Origin of the sequence: Rhizobium sp. R693 (genome assembly GCF_002211315.1) — a bacterium.
Taxonomy (GTDB): Bacteria; Pseudomonadota; Alphaproteobacteria; order Rhizobiales; family Rhizobiaceae; genus Rhizobium.
The window spans coordinates 356,071-368,636 of the sequence record NZ_LOKY01000045.1 but is presented as its reverse complement, the minus strand read 5'-3'; the positions used below and the strand labels follow the sequence as shown (position 1 = coordinate 368,636).

The window sequence follows — 12,566 nt, the reverse complement described above, 5'->3', positions numbered from 1 at the left end:
GCCCGACTTTAGACCGAGGTAGGCCCAGACGAACAAACGGAAATGCGGTACCCAACCCGCGCATAAGAGTATGCCAGCCGTCGTCAAAATGCCCTGTCTCCTCCTTTGTCCACCAGCTTCACGCATGTGCTTTCGCCGCCAAAGTCGAAAAGGAAAAATCATGCCCAAAGAGCTTGAAAACGAACATAAGAGGCTTTCGGACTCGCCAGCAGATTTTTATTGATTGATCAGTCAATCAAAATTATACTTGCCGCCATCTTCAGGAGTGATGCGATGCCCAAGGTCGGAATGGAGCCGATTCGCCGCAAGGCGCTCGTCGATGCCGCGCTGCGTGTGATCGGCGATCAAGGCTCGCTTGCTGTTACCATGTCCGAAATTGCCCGGCAGGCCGGTGTATCAGCGGCACTGGCGCATCATTACTTCGGCAGCAAGGAACAGCTGCTGATCGAGACCGTCCGCTCTCTTCTAAAGCAGCTGCGCGACGATGCGGTGACGGCGCTAAAGGCGGCGGATGCGCCGCGCGAGAAGCTTTCCGCCGTCATCCGGGTCAGCTTCCAGGCCGACCAGTTCGCGCCAGCGACGATTGCCGCCTGGCTTGCCTTCTATGCCGAGGCGCAGCGTTCCGAAGAAACTCGACGCTTCCTTGTCATCTATGCCCGCCGTCTGCGGTCGAACCTGCTCGCCAACCTTAAAGCGCTCTGCCCTCACAATGCCGCAGAACGCATCGCCGAAGGCGCGGCTGCGATGATCGACGGGCTCTACATCCGCCAAAGTCTGAGGTCTGCGCCTGTCAGCATCGAGGCATCGATCGCGCTTACCGAAGACTACATCAATTCACAGCTTGCCGCCCTTGCGAAAGGACAGATCCAGTGACCCTCAAAGCCCAGCCAAAAGCCTCCCATTTCATCGACGGCGAGTATGTCGAGGATGAAGCCGGCAGCGTCATCGAAAGCATCTTTCCGGCGACCGGCGAGGTCATCGCCCGGCTGCACGCGGCAACGCCCGCCATTGTCGAAAAGGCGATCGCGGCGGCCAAGCGCGCCCAGCCGGAATGGGCGGCGATGAGCCCGACCGCGCGTGGCCGTATCCTGAAGCGCGCCGCCGACATCATGCGCGAGCGCAATCGCCAGCTGTCCGAGCTTGAGACGCTGGATACCGGCAAGCCGATCCAGGAAACGATCGTCGCCGATCCGACTTCGGGCGCCGACAGTTTCGAGTTTTTCGGCGGCATCGCGGCTGCCGGCCTCAACGGTTCCTACATCCCGCTCGGTGGTGACTTCGCCTACACCAAACGCGTGCCGCTCGGCGTCTGCGTCGGTATCGGCGCGTGGAACTATCCGCAGCAGATCGCTTGCTGGAAGGGTGCACCGGCGCTCGCCGCCGGCAATGCCATGGTCTTCAAGCCATCGGAAAACACGCCGCTCGGCGCGCTTGCCATTGCCGAAATCCTTCACGAAGCCGGCCTGCCGAAGGGTCTCTACAACGTCATCCAGGGCGATCGCGAGACAGGACCGCTGCTGGTCAACCACCGTGACGTCGCCAAGGTGTCGCTGACGGGCTCGGTGCCGACGGGCCGCAAGGTCGCCGCGGCGGCTGCCGGCAGTCTCAAGCATGTGACCATGGAGCTCGGCGGCAAGTCGCCGCTGATCGTTTTCGACGACGCCGATATCGATAGCGCCGTCGGCGGCGCGATGCTCGGCAATTTCTATTCGACTGGCCAGGTCTGCTCGAATGGTACCCGCGTCTTCGTGCAGCGGAAGATCAAGGCTGAGTTCCTGAAGCGGCTGAAGGCCCGCACCGAGGCGATCGCGATCGGCGATCCAATGGACGAGGCGACGCAGCTCGGGCCAATGGTGTCCTGGGCGCAGCGCGACAAGGTTCTCTCCTACATCGAGAAGGGCAAGGCCGAGGGCGCGACGCTCGTCACCGGCGGCGGCATCCCGAACAACGTCTCCGGCGAAGGCTACTACGTACAGCCGACCGTCTTTGCCGACGTTACCGACGAGATGACGATTGCTCGCGAAGAGATCTTCGGACCTGTCATGTGCGTGCTCGATTTCGACGACGAGGCCGAAGTGATCGCCCGCGGCAACGCGACGGAATTCGGCCTCTCCGCCGGTGTCTTCACTGCCGACCTGACGCGCGCCCATCGCGTCGTCGACCAGCTCGAGGCCGGGACGCTGTGGATCAACACCTACAACCTCTGCCCTGTCGAAATCCCGTTCGGCGGCTCGAAGCAATCCGGTTTCGGACGCGAGAATTCGCTGGCCGCGCTGGAGCACTATTCGGAACTGAAGACGGTTTATGTCGGCATGGGGCCGGTGCAGGCGCCCTATTGAGGCAGCAGGCGGCCAGTCCCGGCAGGTAGCATTCAATTTCGCTTCGTCCCGATCGGCTCTCCAGTCGGCCGGGGACGAGGCGGGGAATCGGAAAAGAAGTACACCAATGCATCAGGCAGATTTCGTCATCATCGGTTCCGGCTCGGCGGGCTCCGCCCTCGCCTACCGGCTTTCGGAAGACGGCAAGAATACCGTCATCGTGATCGAGGCGGGCGGTTCCGATTTCGGGCCGTTCATCCAGATGCCGGCGGCGCTTGCCTGGCCGATGAGCATGAAGCGCTATAACTGGGGCTATCTTTCCGAACCCGAGCCGAACCTCAACAACCGGCGCATAACCGCGCCGCGCGGCAAGGTGATCGGCGGCTCCTCCTCGATCAACGGCATGGTCTATGTGCGCGGCCACGCCGAGGACTATAACCGCTGGGAAGAGCTCGGCGCGCAAGGCTGGGCCTATGCCGACGTTCTCCCTTACTTCAAGCGGATGGAGGACAGCCACGGCGGCGAGGAAGGCTGGCGCGGCACGGACGGACCGCTGCACGTTCAGCGCGGAGTCTTCCGCAACCCGCTGTTCCACGCCTTCATCGAAGCCGGCAAGCAGGCGGGCTTCGAGGCGACCGAGGACTACAACGGCTCGAAGCAGGAAGGCTTCGGGCTGATGGAGCAGACCATTTTCGGTGGACGCCGCTGGTCGGCTGCATCAGCCTATCTGAAACCGGCGCTGAAGCGGCCGAACGTCGAGGTCGTCTATGGCCACGCCCACAAGGTGGTGATCGAGAACGGCCGGGCGACCGGCGTCGAGATCGAGCGCGGCGGCAAAGTCGAGATCGTCAAGGCCAATCGCGAGGTAATCGTTTCGGCCTCCTCCTTCAATTCGCCTAAGCTCCTGATGCTCTCAGGCATCGGGCCGGGTGCGCATCTGCAGGAGATGGGGATCGGGGTAAAGGCAGACCGGCCGGGGGTCGGCGCCAACCTGCAGGACCACATGGAATTCTATTTCCAGCAGGTCAGCACCAAGCCGGTCTCGCTCTATTCCTGGCTTCCCTGGTTCTGGCAGGGGGTCGCGGGCGCGCAATGGATGTTCACCAAATCGGGGCTCGGCACCTCGAACCAGTTCGAGGCCTGCGCCTTCCTGCGCTCGGCGCCCGGTGTCAAGCAGCCTGACATCCAATACCACTTCCTGCCGGTCGCGATCAGCTATGACGGCAAGGCGGCGGCCAAAAGCCATGGCTTCCAGGTCCATGTCGGCTATAATCTGTCGAAGTCGCGCGGCAATGTTACGCTGGCTTCCTCAGACCCCAAGGCCGACCCGGTCATTCGCTTCAACTACATGAGCCATCCGGAGGACTGGGAGAAGTTCCGCCATTGCGTGCGGCTCACCCGCGAGATCTTTGGTCAGAAGGCGTTCGACCATTATCGCGGACCGGAGATCCAGCCGGGCGAGAAGGTGCAGACCGACGAACAGATCGACGCCTTCCTGCGCGAGCACCTGGAAAGCGCCTACCACCCCTGCGGCACCTGCAAGATGGGCGCAAAGACCGACCCGATGGCTGTCGTCGATCCCGAAACGCGCGTCATCGGCGTCGACGGGCTGCGTGTCGCCGACTCGTCGATCTTCCCGCATGTCACCTACGGCAACCTCAACGGCCCGTCGATCATGACCGGCGAGAAGGCAGCCGACCATATCCTCGGCAAGCAACCGCTGCCGCGCGCCAACCAGGAGCCGTGGATCAATCCGCGCTGGGAAGTGAGCGATCGGTAGGACTACTGATCGCCATCAGATAAAGCCGACTCCGGTGACGGGCGACATTGCTGAGGACGGCTTTCGTGAGCGCCACGGCGTCCGCAATTCGCGCAACACCGGTGGCGGAACACCATGGGTCTGTCGAGGAGGTCGCTCCCTAGGCCAACAGGCGAGTAACCTGCGCGCCCTTCGCGGGAGCAACGGCATCGGCGATCGTGGTAGAGAACAACACCTTGCGGGTGGCATCGGCCACCTTGGCGAAGACATGACGGATCTCGCAGTTCTGCTCACCGTCGCAGTCATCGCATTTTCTATAGGCGGTGATCGAGAGGCAGGGAAGCGGCGCGATCGGGCCGTCGATGATACGCAGCACTTCGCCGAAAGTGATCGTGTCGGCCGGCTTGAGCAGGAGATAACCGCCCGTCTTGCCGCGACGACTGACGACGATGCCCTGGTGCTTCAGGTCGAGCAGGATCTGTTCGAGGAACTTTTTCGGTATCTTCTGCTGCGCCGCGATGTCGGAGATCATCACAGGTTCGCCGTCCTCGGCTTCAGCCAATACCGTCAGCGCTCTCAGCGCATATTTTGCTTTCTGCGTAATCATTTTTAACCGTCGACACACACATGGCGGGCGGAATCACCAACCCGCAGCAAGCTCGATCCTGACTCTATGGCATGCGCAGCATGAACGGAATTTGAACAAACCTGCGAAACCCTTGAGAGACAAGGTTTTTTGGCCTTGTTTTTCCACCTCAGCCAATACCCTAAATTTACGCCAAAATGCGCCCTGATGTCATCAATTCACATTTCCGATTGACAGGCAACGTGTTACTCTACTAAATCAATAGAGAATTGGGCTAACCGTCGGCAAAACATCGCCGGTGCGGCTGCTTTTCCGCATTGCAGCGGCCGAGGAGAGATATTTGCTCCTATCGCGCCTGCTTTCGAAATGCGTTTTTCTGTCCGATCCAAGCCTGACCTGCGATACTCCGGCCAACATCAAGGACAGGATCCCCATGACTGTTGCTGCCAATCCAAACGCTGAGGCGGAAACGCTGAACGCGAAACTCGCAGGCCTTGACCTTGCAGGGCGTCTGTCGCTCGTCGCCGGTCTCGGCGGCCGCGTCGTCTTCACCACCTCTCTCGGCATCGAGGACCAGGTCATCACCGCCGAAATCGGCAACCACCGCCTGCCGATCGACGTGGTGACACTGCAGACCGGACGACTGTTTCCGGAAACGCTCGCCCTGATCGACGAGACCGAGAAGCAGTACGACATCCGCATCAGCCGCTACGAACCGGAACAGGCCGACATCGACGCCTATGCCGCAAAATACGGCCTCAACGGTTTCTACGAGAGTGTCGAAGCCAGGCATGCCTGTTGTGGCGTGCGCAAGCTGAAGCCGCTTGCGCGCGCACTCGATGGGGCAACCATCTGGATCACCGGTCTGCGCCGCGGCCAATCGGCCAACCGCGCGGAGACGCCGTTTGCCGAGTATGACGCCGAGCGCCACCTTTTGAAGGTCAACCCGCTGGCCGATCGGGACATCGACGTCATCAAGGCCTACGTCGCCGACAATGGCGTGCCGGTCAATCCACTGCATGCCCGTGGCTACCCCTCGATCGGTTGCGAACCCTGCACCCGGGCGATCAAACCCGGCGAGCCGGAACGTGCCGGCCGCTGGTGGTGGGAACAGGACGAGAAGCGCGAATGCGGTCTGCACGTTGCTGAAGAGGCCTCGGCGATTCCCGCACAACAGTAACCCGTCGATTTCGGGATCGGAGCGCGGCTTCCTCCTGCGCTCCTCGAAGTCGGAAATGCACCTTGTTCCGGAGGCCTCCCTTCCTGGAATGATCGAAGTCTGGAGTTAGAAATGCCCGATAGCCGTCCGGATACGGAACTCAACAATCCCCGGAGCACGAAGCCGCCGCTCGACCCGCATTTGAAGGCGCTCGAAAACGAAGCGATCCACATTTTCCGTGAGGTCGCCGCTGAATTCGAACGCCCCGTCATGCTCTACTCGATCGGCAAGGACTCGTCGGTCCTGCTGCATCTGGCGCGCAAGGCGTTCTATCCCGGTCGCGTCCCCTTCCCGCTGCTGCATGTCAACACCGGCTGGAAATTCCGCGAGATGATCGCCTTCCGCGATGAAACCGCGAAGAAATATGACCTCGACCTGATCGAGCATATCAATCCGCGCGGTGCGGCTGAAAACGTGACACCGTTCACCCATGGCTCGGCAGCCTTCACCGACATCATGAAGACTGAAGGCCTGCGCCAGGCGCTCGATGCCGGCCAGTTCGATGCCGCCTTCGGCGGTGCGCGACGCGACGAGGAGGCCAGCCGCGCCAAGGAGCGCATCTATTCCTTCCGCACGCCCGACCATCGCTGGGATCCGCGCAATCAGCGCCCGGAACTCTGGAACATCTACAACGGCCAGATCCGCAAGGGCGAAAGCGTTCGTGTCTTCCCGCTCTCGAACTGGACCGAAGTCGACATCTGGCGCTACATCCAGGCCGAAGATATTCCGCTGGTACCGCTCTACTACGCCAAGAAGCGCCCCTATGTTGAGCGCGACGGCATGATGATCCTTGCCGAGGATCCTCGGCTGGAACTGCTTCCCGGCGAAGTGCGCCAGGAAGGCATGGTCCGTTTCCGCACCCTTGGCGACTTTCCGCTGACGGGCGCCATCCCATCGAAAGCGACGACGCTCGAAGATGTGATCGCCGAACTCGAAATTGCCACTGTCTCCGAACGCCAGGGCCGCGCCATCGACCGCGACCAGTCCGGCTCCATGGAGAAAAAGAAGCGTGAAGGATATTTCTGAGATGACCGCAGCCGTAACCGCCGCACACGCCCTTGCCGTGCCCGCCGCAGAAACTGCGACGGCAACGCGCGACTCGCGACCGCTGCGCCTCATCACCTGCGGCAGCGTCGATGATGGCAAGTCCACCCTGATCGGCCGCCTGCTCTGGGATACCAAGGCCGTCAAGGAAGACCAGGCCGCCACGCTTCAACGCGATTCCACCGGCAAGCAGAACGATCTCGGCCTGCCCGATTTCGCACTGCTGCTCGACGGCCTGCAGGCTGAGCGCGAACAGGGCATCACCATCGATGTCGCCTATCGCTACTTCTCGACCGACAAGCGCTCCTTCATCGTTGCCGACACGCCCGGCCACGAGCAGTACACCCGCAACATGGCGACCGGCGCATCCACCGCCGATCTCGCGGTGCTGCTGGTCGACGCTCGCGCCGGCATTCTGGAGCAGACGCGTCGCCACGCGACGATCGCCTCGCTGCTCGGCATCAAGCAGTTCGTGCTTGCCGTCAACAAGATCGATCTGACGAACTATGACCGTTCCGGCTTCGAGAAGATCACGCACGAGTTCCGCGAATTCGCGCTGTCGCTCGGCGTCAAGCAGATCACCGCGATCCCGATGTCGGCCCTGAAGGGCGAGAACGTCGTCTATTCCGGCGAAGCGTCGATGCCGTGGTATGCCGGCCCGACGCTGGTCGAGACACTTGAGCTTGCCACCGTCCGCTCCTCGCAGGCGACCGGCTTCCGTTTCTCGGTGCAGCGCGTGTCGCGCCCCGGCGAAAGCTTCCGCGGCTACCAGGGCACCGTCGCCGGCGGCTCTGTCAAGCCGGGTGACAGCGTCATGATCCTGCCGTCGGGCATGGTCGCTAACGTCTCCAAGATCGTCACCTTTGATCTGGTGCGTAACGCCGCCGTTGCCGGTGACGCGATCACGCTGGTTCTCGACCGGCAAGTGGACGTCGCGCGCGGCGACATGATCGTTTCGATCGACAGTCAGCCGCAGGTTGGCCTTGCTTTCGACGCCCAGATCGTCGCGCTGCAGCCGGAAGGCATCGAAGCCGGCAAGCGCTACTGGCTGAAGAGCGGCAGCCGCCGCCAGCGTGTGCAGGTGCAGCCGGTGGCGCAGCTTGAGCTCAAGACGGGTGCCTGGGCTTCTGTCGATACGCTCTACATGAATGCGATCGGCAAGGTGCGCCTCGCCTTCGACGAACAGGCGATCTTCGACCCTTACGAGCAGAACCGTGCATCCGGCTCGTTCATCCTGATCGACCCCGATACCAACAACACGGTGGCCGGCGGGATGGTCAGCGGAAAGCGCAGCGAACTCGGCGGCATCCACGGCGGCGACGCCCGCGTGATCCTATCGCTGCCGGCAGACCTCGCCGACCAGATCATGGCGAGCGAACTCTTCGCCAACCGTCGCCACGAGGCGGAGGTCCGGCGCATGACTGCCGCCCAGGCCGCCGATCTCTGGTCGAACGCCGCAAGCGACATTTAAGCAAACGAAAACGGGGCCAAATCGGCCCCGTTTCTCATTCTAGTTCGTCGCTCTGCGCCTACCACAACGGCATGTGACGGTTAACGTCCTTGTAGAGCAGGTAGCGGAAGCGGCCGGGACCGCCGGCATAGCAGGCCTGCGGGCAGAAGGCGCGCAGCCACATGAAGTCGCCCGCTTCGACCTCGACCCAATCCTTGTTGAGACGATAGACGGCCCTGCCCTCAAGCACATAGAGGCCGTGCTCCATGACATGCGTTTCCATGAAGGGAATGACGCCGCCAGGCTCGAAGGTGACGATGGTGACGTGCATGTCGTAGCGAAGGTCGGCTGGATCGATGAAGCGGGTCGTGGCCCAGGCGCCGTCCGTATCGGGCATCGGCTGGGGCGGATGCTGTTCCTCGTGCGTGAAGATCGCCGGTGGCGGCTCCTGCCGTTCGACCTCCTGGAAGGCCTTGCGGATCCAGTGGAACTTCACCGGTGCCGTGCCCTTGTTCCACAACGTCCAGCGGGAACCGGCGGGCAGGAAGGCGAAGGAGCCCGGGCGCATGGCATGCGACGCGCCATCGAACTCGACGATCATCTCGCCCTCTACGACGAAGAGCACGCCTTCGGCGCGCTTTTCCGGCTCCGGCCGATCGCTGCCGCCGCCCGGCTGCACTTCCATGATATATTGCGAGAACGTCTCGGAAAAGCCGGTCAGTGGGCGCGAGATCACCCAGGCACGCGTGCCTTCCCAGTGCGGGAAATAGCTGGTGACGATGTCAGTCATCACGCTGCGGGGGATGACGGCATAGGCTGTCGTGAACACGGCCTTGCTGGAGAGGAGTTCGGTCTGCGGCGGCAGGCCGCCCATGTTGGAATAGAAGTTCGAGCTGCTCATTGGTTCACTTTTCACCGGCCGGGATTGTCAATCTGCTTTAAGCGCCGCATCTCTTCTAGGCAACCTTTTGATTGCCGCGACCACGCGGCAGAATGTCCGCGGCGGCAGGCCGCCCAGGAGGACACGATGAGTCTGGAAAAACTTCGGGAAGACTATGTTCAGAAGGTCAAGGAATACGAGGACAACCTCAAATCCATGACCGAGAATGACGTGAAGCACTTTCGCGCCGAGGGAGCCGGGCCGCTCTCCGATATCACCGAGCAGATCCGCAACGAATACTACCGGCATATCGAGACCTACGGCGCGTTGATTGCGGAGATCGATGCCATCCTCGGCGTATAGGAGCAAACGCAGGCACCGGCGCGGGCCTCCGCTCAAATGGCCACAATGAAGATCGACGGCGGCAAAAGAAAAAAGCCCGCTTTCGCGGGCTTTTCGGCTGGTCGGAGTGGAGTGATTCGAACACTCGACCCCCACGTCCCGAACGTGGTGCGCTACCAGACTGCGCTACACTCCGTAACCAGCGGCGCCTCTATAGAACGGCTCATCCGGTTGCGCAAGCACCAAAATTCAAAAGCCGGCGCATTTTTTTCGAGCACGGCGGCGCAACCCCTAGCAGGCCTAAGTGGAACAAAAAGACACACTTGCGGCAAATTTTGCGTTTGCGAAGGTGGGCCGATTTTCTTTTGCCGGGTTCCGCGCTAAAGCGCTCGACGGGACAAGCGGAAACCGCTGCAGGCCAGCGATTCCCGCCGTCGAATGCGCGACAACTTTTCAGGGACGATAGAATGAAACTCCGCACCTTTGCCGCGGCTGGGCTTGCCATTGCGCTTGCCGGCTGCACGACGATTCCAACTTCCGCCGATCCGATTTCCAGCCGCTGGGTTGGCCAGTCGGCCGGCAAGTTCTTCGCCGCCTTCGGCCCGCCGATCAACGACGTCGAGAGCGGCTCCGGCGTCACCTACACCTGGAAAGGCGGCTACAAGACGGTTCGCGTCCCGGCGCAATACGCAGACGGTGCGGACGGCAAGCGCGGCAAGCAGATCTCGGCGGCCCGCACGCAGTACTTCCGCTGCCAGGCCGAAATCGTCACCAGCTCCGACTACACGATCCGCAGCATCCACGTCGTCGGCGATATCCCGGGTGTGAACGGCCCGTCCTATTGCGCCGAGTTCCTGGCGCCGGCACAGCCCGCGCAGTAAGGGGCGTCAGAGCAAGCAATTTGGAAGGCGGCCCATTGGTCGCCTTTTTTGTATTAAGTGCGCTGAGTTGATCAGGGCGCTGCTACGCGGCCTCGGTTCGCAGGGCTAATCCCTGCGGCAAAGGGCCTTCATCGTTGAAAAGAGTGGCTGGGGCGCCAGGATTCGAACCTGGGAATGCCGGTACCAAAAACCGGTGCCTTACCGCTTGGCGACGCCCCACCAGAGCTTGAAAAGCGGAGACCGCTTGCCAAATCGACGCCTGCTTAGCAAAGCTCGCCTGACGTCACAATCATTAAGTTTCGGGCCATTGCATATTTCTGTGCGCTTTTTGCGTCACCATGCTAGGTCTCGCGTCAGCCGTCAGCACGATGGAGTAACGATGAGCCAGTACCTCGCCCGCCCGCCTGCCCTCGCAACGCTGCTGCTCGACGATGCCGTGGTTCGGATCACGCGTTGGGACTTCGAGCCGGGCGCCGATACCGGTGTCCATACGCATGGCATGGGCTATGTCGTCGTGCCAATGACCGATTGCCAGTTTCTGCTGGAGGAAAAGGACGGCAGCCGCAGGGTCGATATCGCCAAGGGCGCGGCCTATCGGCGCGATGCCGGCACCGAGCACAATGTTGTCAATGCCGGCGATCAGCCGATGTCCTTCATCGAGATCGAATACAAGTAAATGGCAAGTCCCGAGTTCAATCTGGCGTTCGAACCTTCTTACGGGCAGGCCGTGCCTGTTACGCCAGGCGTGCAGCGCATCACGGTCAACAATCCGAGCGCCTTCACCTTCCACGGCACCAACAGCTACATCGTCGGACACCATTCCGTAGCGGTCATCGATCCTGGCCCCGAGGACGAATTGCATTTCCAGGCATTGATGGCGGCGCTCGATGGACGCGAGCTCACCCACATCTTCGTCAGTCACACCCATCGTGACCACTCGCCGCTGTCGCGCCGTCTGCAGTCGGCGACCGGGGCGCAGATCGTCGCGGAGGGACCGCACCGCGCCGCCCGCCCGCTGCACCAGGGCGAAATCAATCCTTTCGCCGAGAGCTCGGATCTGGATTTCCGGCCCGATATTGCAATCGGCGACGGCGAGACGATCGAAGGCGACGGATGGAGGCTGACGGGCGTGTTGACGCCCGGGCATACCGCCAATCACGCGGCCTTCGCGCTCGAGGGAACGGGAATCCTGTTTTCCGCCGATCATGTCATGGGATGGGCCACATCCATCGTCGCGCCGCCCGATGGCTCGATGTCCGACTATATGACTTCCCTCGACAAGCTGATCGAGCGGCACGACCGTATCCTGCTCCCGGGGCATGGTGGTCCGGTCCGCAAGCCGATCTCGTTCATGCGGGCGCTCAAAACCCACCGGCGGATGCGCGAACGCGCCGTGCTCGACCGCATCCGCGCCGGCGACAGGAACATCCCCGACATGGTGAAGGTCATCTATCGCGAGACTGATCCGCGCCTGCATGGCGCCGCCGCTCTCTCGGTCCTTGCCCATATCGAGGATCTGTTGGAACGGGGCGAGATCGAAACGGACGGACCACCTGCCCAGCTCGGCTCGTACAGACCGGCGACACAGAGGTAGCGTCATGGATGGTCCCTACAGCTATCGTGCAGATCCCGACGTACCTGAATTTACCGATGACAAGCCGCTCATCGTTTTCGATGGCGAATGCGTGTTCTGCTCCGCCTGGGTCCAGTTCGTCCTGAGGCATGACAAGGCGAAGCGCTATCGCTTCCTCGCTGCGCAGTCGCCGCTCGGTGAAGCGCTCTACCGGCACTATGAGCTGGATGGGGGCGACTATGAGACCAACATTCTGATCGAAAACGGGCGCGCCCACTTCAAGTCGCGCGGCACGATCCGCATGGCTGCGGGCCTCGGCTTTCCCTGGTCCCTGGTGAAGGTCCTTCGGCTGCTGCCGCAAGGACTTGCCGACAGGGTTTACGAATTTATCGCCCGCAACCGGCTTCGCATTGCCGGTCGACGCGCGACCTGCTTCGTACCTACACCCGAGCAGAGGGATCGCTTCTTGGGATAGAGGCGCGACGGCGGTTCACCAACGGCCAAAGACGGACGC

Annotated in this window: 13 protein-coding genes and 2 tRNA genes; 11 read left to right on the top strand and 4 right to left on the bottom strand. The window is 61.9% G+C overall.

Going from position 1 to position 12,566, the window contains the following annotated elements; translation table 11 throughout:
• Positions 1–273: 273 nt before the first annotated feature.
• From betI to betA, 3 genes are all read left to right on the top strand, one after another.
• Complete coding sequence (gene betI / locus ATY79_RS24670) at positions 274–873, top strand: transcriptional regulator BetI (RefSeq protein ID WP_088692369.1); 600 nt, start codon at positions 274–276, stop codon at positions 871–873.
• Positions 870–2,339: a betaine-aldehyde dehydrogenase gene (gene betB / locus ATY79_RS24665; RefSeq protein WP_088705134.1), complete on the top strand. Its 1,470-nt coding sequence runs from the start codon at positions 870–872 to the stop codon at positions 2,337–2,339. The genes betI and betB overlap by 4 nt, the downstream gene beginning before the upstream one ends.
• Positions 2,340–2,445: 106 nt before the next feature.
• Positions 2,446–4,098, top strand: coding sequence for a choline dehydrogenase (betA, locus tag ATY79_RS24660; protein WP_088705133.1), 1,653 nt, complete (start codon positions 2,446–2,448; stop codon positions 4,096–4,098).
• Between the two features lie 139 nt (positions 4,099–4,237).
• Here betA and ATY79_RS24655 read toward each other — a convergent pair whose 3' ends face one another.
• Positions 4,238–4,684: an Rrf2 family transcriptional regulator gene (locus ATY79_RS24655; protein WP_088692242.1), complete on the bottom strand. Its 447-nt coding sequence runs from the start codon at positions 4,682–4,684 to the stop codon at positions 4,238–4,240.
• A gap of 412 nt (positions 4,685–5,096) precedes the next feature.
• Here ATY79_RS24655 and ATY79_RS24650 point away from each other — a divergent pair, with 412 nt between their 5' ends.
• The 3 genes from ATY79_RS24650 (at position 5,097) to cysN (ending at position 8,397) form a co-directional block, all read left to right on the top strand.
• Positions 5,097–5,843: a phosphoadenylyl-sulfate reductase gene (locus ATY79_RS24650; RefSeq protein WP_088692368.1), complete on the top strand. Its 747-nt coding sequence runs from the start codon at positions 5,097–5,099 to the stop codon at positions 5,841–5,843.
• 111 nt (positions 5,844–5,954) lie between these two features.
• The gene (gene cysD / locus ATY79_RS24645; RefSeq protein WP_088705132.1) at positions 5,955–6,908 is read left to right on the top strand and encodes a sulfate adenylyltransferase subunit CysD; all 954 of its coding nucleotides are present in this window, start codon (positions 5,955–5,957) and stop codon (positions 6,906–6,908) included.
• A gap of 1 nt (position 6,909) precedes the next feature.
• Positions 6,910–8,397, top strand: coding sequence for a sulfate adenylyltransferase subunit CysN (cysN, locus tag ATY79_RS24640; protein ID WP_088705131.1), 1,488 nt, complete (start codon positions 6,910–6,912; stop codon positions 8,395–8,397).
• A gap of 58 nt (positions 8,398–8,455) precedes the next feature.
• Here cysN and ATY79_RS24635 read toward each other — a convergent pair whose 3' ends face one another.
• A complete protein-coding gene (locus ATY79_RS24635) occupies positions 8,456–9,277 on the bottom strand; it encodes a bifunctional allantoicase/(S)-ureidoglycine aminohydrolase (protein ID WP_088694487.1) in 822 nt (273 codons plus the stop codon).
• Between the two features lie 126 nt (positions 9,278–9,403).
• On the opposite strand from ATY79_RS24635, the gene ATY79_RS24630 reads away from it, so the two are divergent.
• On the top strand, positions 9,404–9,619 hold the full coding sequence (locus ATY79_RS24630; RefSeq protein ID WP_088694488.1) for a hypothetical protein: 216 nt from the start codon (positions 9,404–9,406) through the stop codon (positions 9,617–9,619).
• Between the two features lie 98 nt (positions 9,620–9,717).
• On the opposite strand, the gene ATY79_RS24625 is transcribed toward ATY79_RS24630, so the two are convergent.
• Positions 9,718–9,794: transfer RNA gene (locus ATY79_RS24625), tRNA-Pro, on the bottom strand.
• A gap of 271 nt (positions 9,795–10,065) precedes the next feature.
• Here ATY79_RS24625 and ATY79_RS24620 point away from each other — a divergent pair.
• Positions 10,066–10,479 carry a hypothetical protein gene (locus tag ATY79_RS24620; RefSeq protein WP_088694489.1) on the top strand — a complete coding sequence of 138 codons (414 nt, stop codon included), beginning with the start codon at positions 10,066–10,068 and terminating at the stop codon, positions 10,477–10,479.
• Positions 10,480–10,623: 144 nt separating this feature from the next.
• Here ATY79_RS24620 and ATY79_RS24615 read toward each other — a convergent pair.
• Positions 10,624–10,698, bottom strand: a tRNA-Gln gene (locus ATY79_RS24615).
• 160 nt (positions 10,699–10,858) lie between these two features.
• Here ATY79_RS24615 and ATY79_RS24610 point away from each other — a divergent pair.
• The 3 genes from ATY79_RS24610 to ATY79_RS24600 are packed head-to-tail and all read left to right on the top strand — an operon-like array spanning position 10,859 to position 12,527.
• On the top strand, positions 10,859–11,155 hold the full coding sequence (locus tag ATY79_RS24610; RefSeq protein ID WP_088694490.1) for a cupin domain-containing protein: 297 nt from the start codon (positions 10,859–10,861) through the stop codon (positions 11,153–11,155).
• The gene (locus ATY79_RS24605) at positions 11,156–12,073 is read left to right on the top strand and encodes an MBL fold metallo-hydrolase (protein WP_088705130.1); all 918 of its coding nucleotides are present in this window, start codon (positions 11,156–11,158) and stop codon (positions 12,071–12,073) included.
• Positions 12,074–12,077: 4 nt separating this feature from the next.
• The gene (locus tag ATY79_RS24600) at positions 12,078–12,527 is read left to right on the top strand and encodes a DCC1-like thiol-disulfide oxidoreductase family protein (RefSeq protein ID WP_088694492.1); all 450 of its coding nucleotides are present in this window, start codon (positions 12,078–12,080) and stop codon (positions 12,525–12,527) included.
• Positions 12,528–12,566 lie beyond the last annotated feature (39 nt).

Excerpts from the sequence above, each read along its gene's own strand:
- ATY79_RS24650 (WP_088692368.1), top strand. The coding sequence starts at position 5,097 with ATGACTGTTGCTGCCAATCCAAACGCTGAGGCGGAAACGCTGAACGCG.
- ATY79_RS24620 (WP_088694489.1), top strand. The coding sequence starts at position 10,066 with ATGAAACTCCGCACCTTTGCCGCGGCTGGGCTTGCCATTGCGCTTGCC.
- cysN (WP_088705131.1), top strand. The coding sequence starts at position 6,910 with ATGACCGCAGCCGTAACCGCCGCACACGCCCTTGCCGTGCCCGCCGCA.
- betI (WP_088692369.1), top strand. The coding sequence starts at position 274 with ATGCCCAAGGTCGGAATGGAGCCGATTCGCCGCAAGGCGCTCGTCGAT.
- ATY79_RS24630 (WP_088694488.1), top strand. The coding sequence starts at position 9,404 with ATGAGTCTGGAAAAACTTCGGGAAGACTATGTTCAGAAGGTCAAGGAA.
- ATY79_RS24600 (WP_088694492.1), top strand. The coding sequence starts at position 12,078 with ATGGATGGTCCCTACAGCTATCGTGCAGATCCCGACGTACCTGAATTT.
- ATY79_RS24605 (WP_088705130.1), top strand. The coding sequence starts at position 11,156 with ATGGCAAGTCCCGAGTTCAATCTGGCGTTCGAACCTTCTTACGGGCAG.
- betA (WP_088705133.1), top strand. The coding sequence starts at position 2,446 with ATGCATCAGGCAGATTTCGTCATCATCGGTTCCGGCTCGGCGGGCTCC.
- ATY79_RS24610 (WP_088694490.1), top strand. The coding sequence starts at position 10,859 with ATGAGCCAGTACCTCGCCCGCCCGCCTGCCCTCGCAACGCTGCTGCTC.
- ATY79_RS24635 (WP_088694487.1), bottom strand. The coding sequence starts at position 9,277 with ATGAGCAGCTCGAACTTCTATTCCAACATGGGCGGCCTGCCGCCGCAG.
- cysD (WP_088705132.1), top strand. The coding sequence starts at position 5,955 with ATGCCCGATAGCCGTCCGGATACGGAACTCAACAATCCCCGGAGCACG.
- ATY79_RS24655 (WP_088692242.1), bottom strand. The coding sequence starts at position 4,684 with ATGATTACGCAGAAAGCAAAATATGCGCTGAGAGCGCTGACGGTATTG.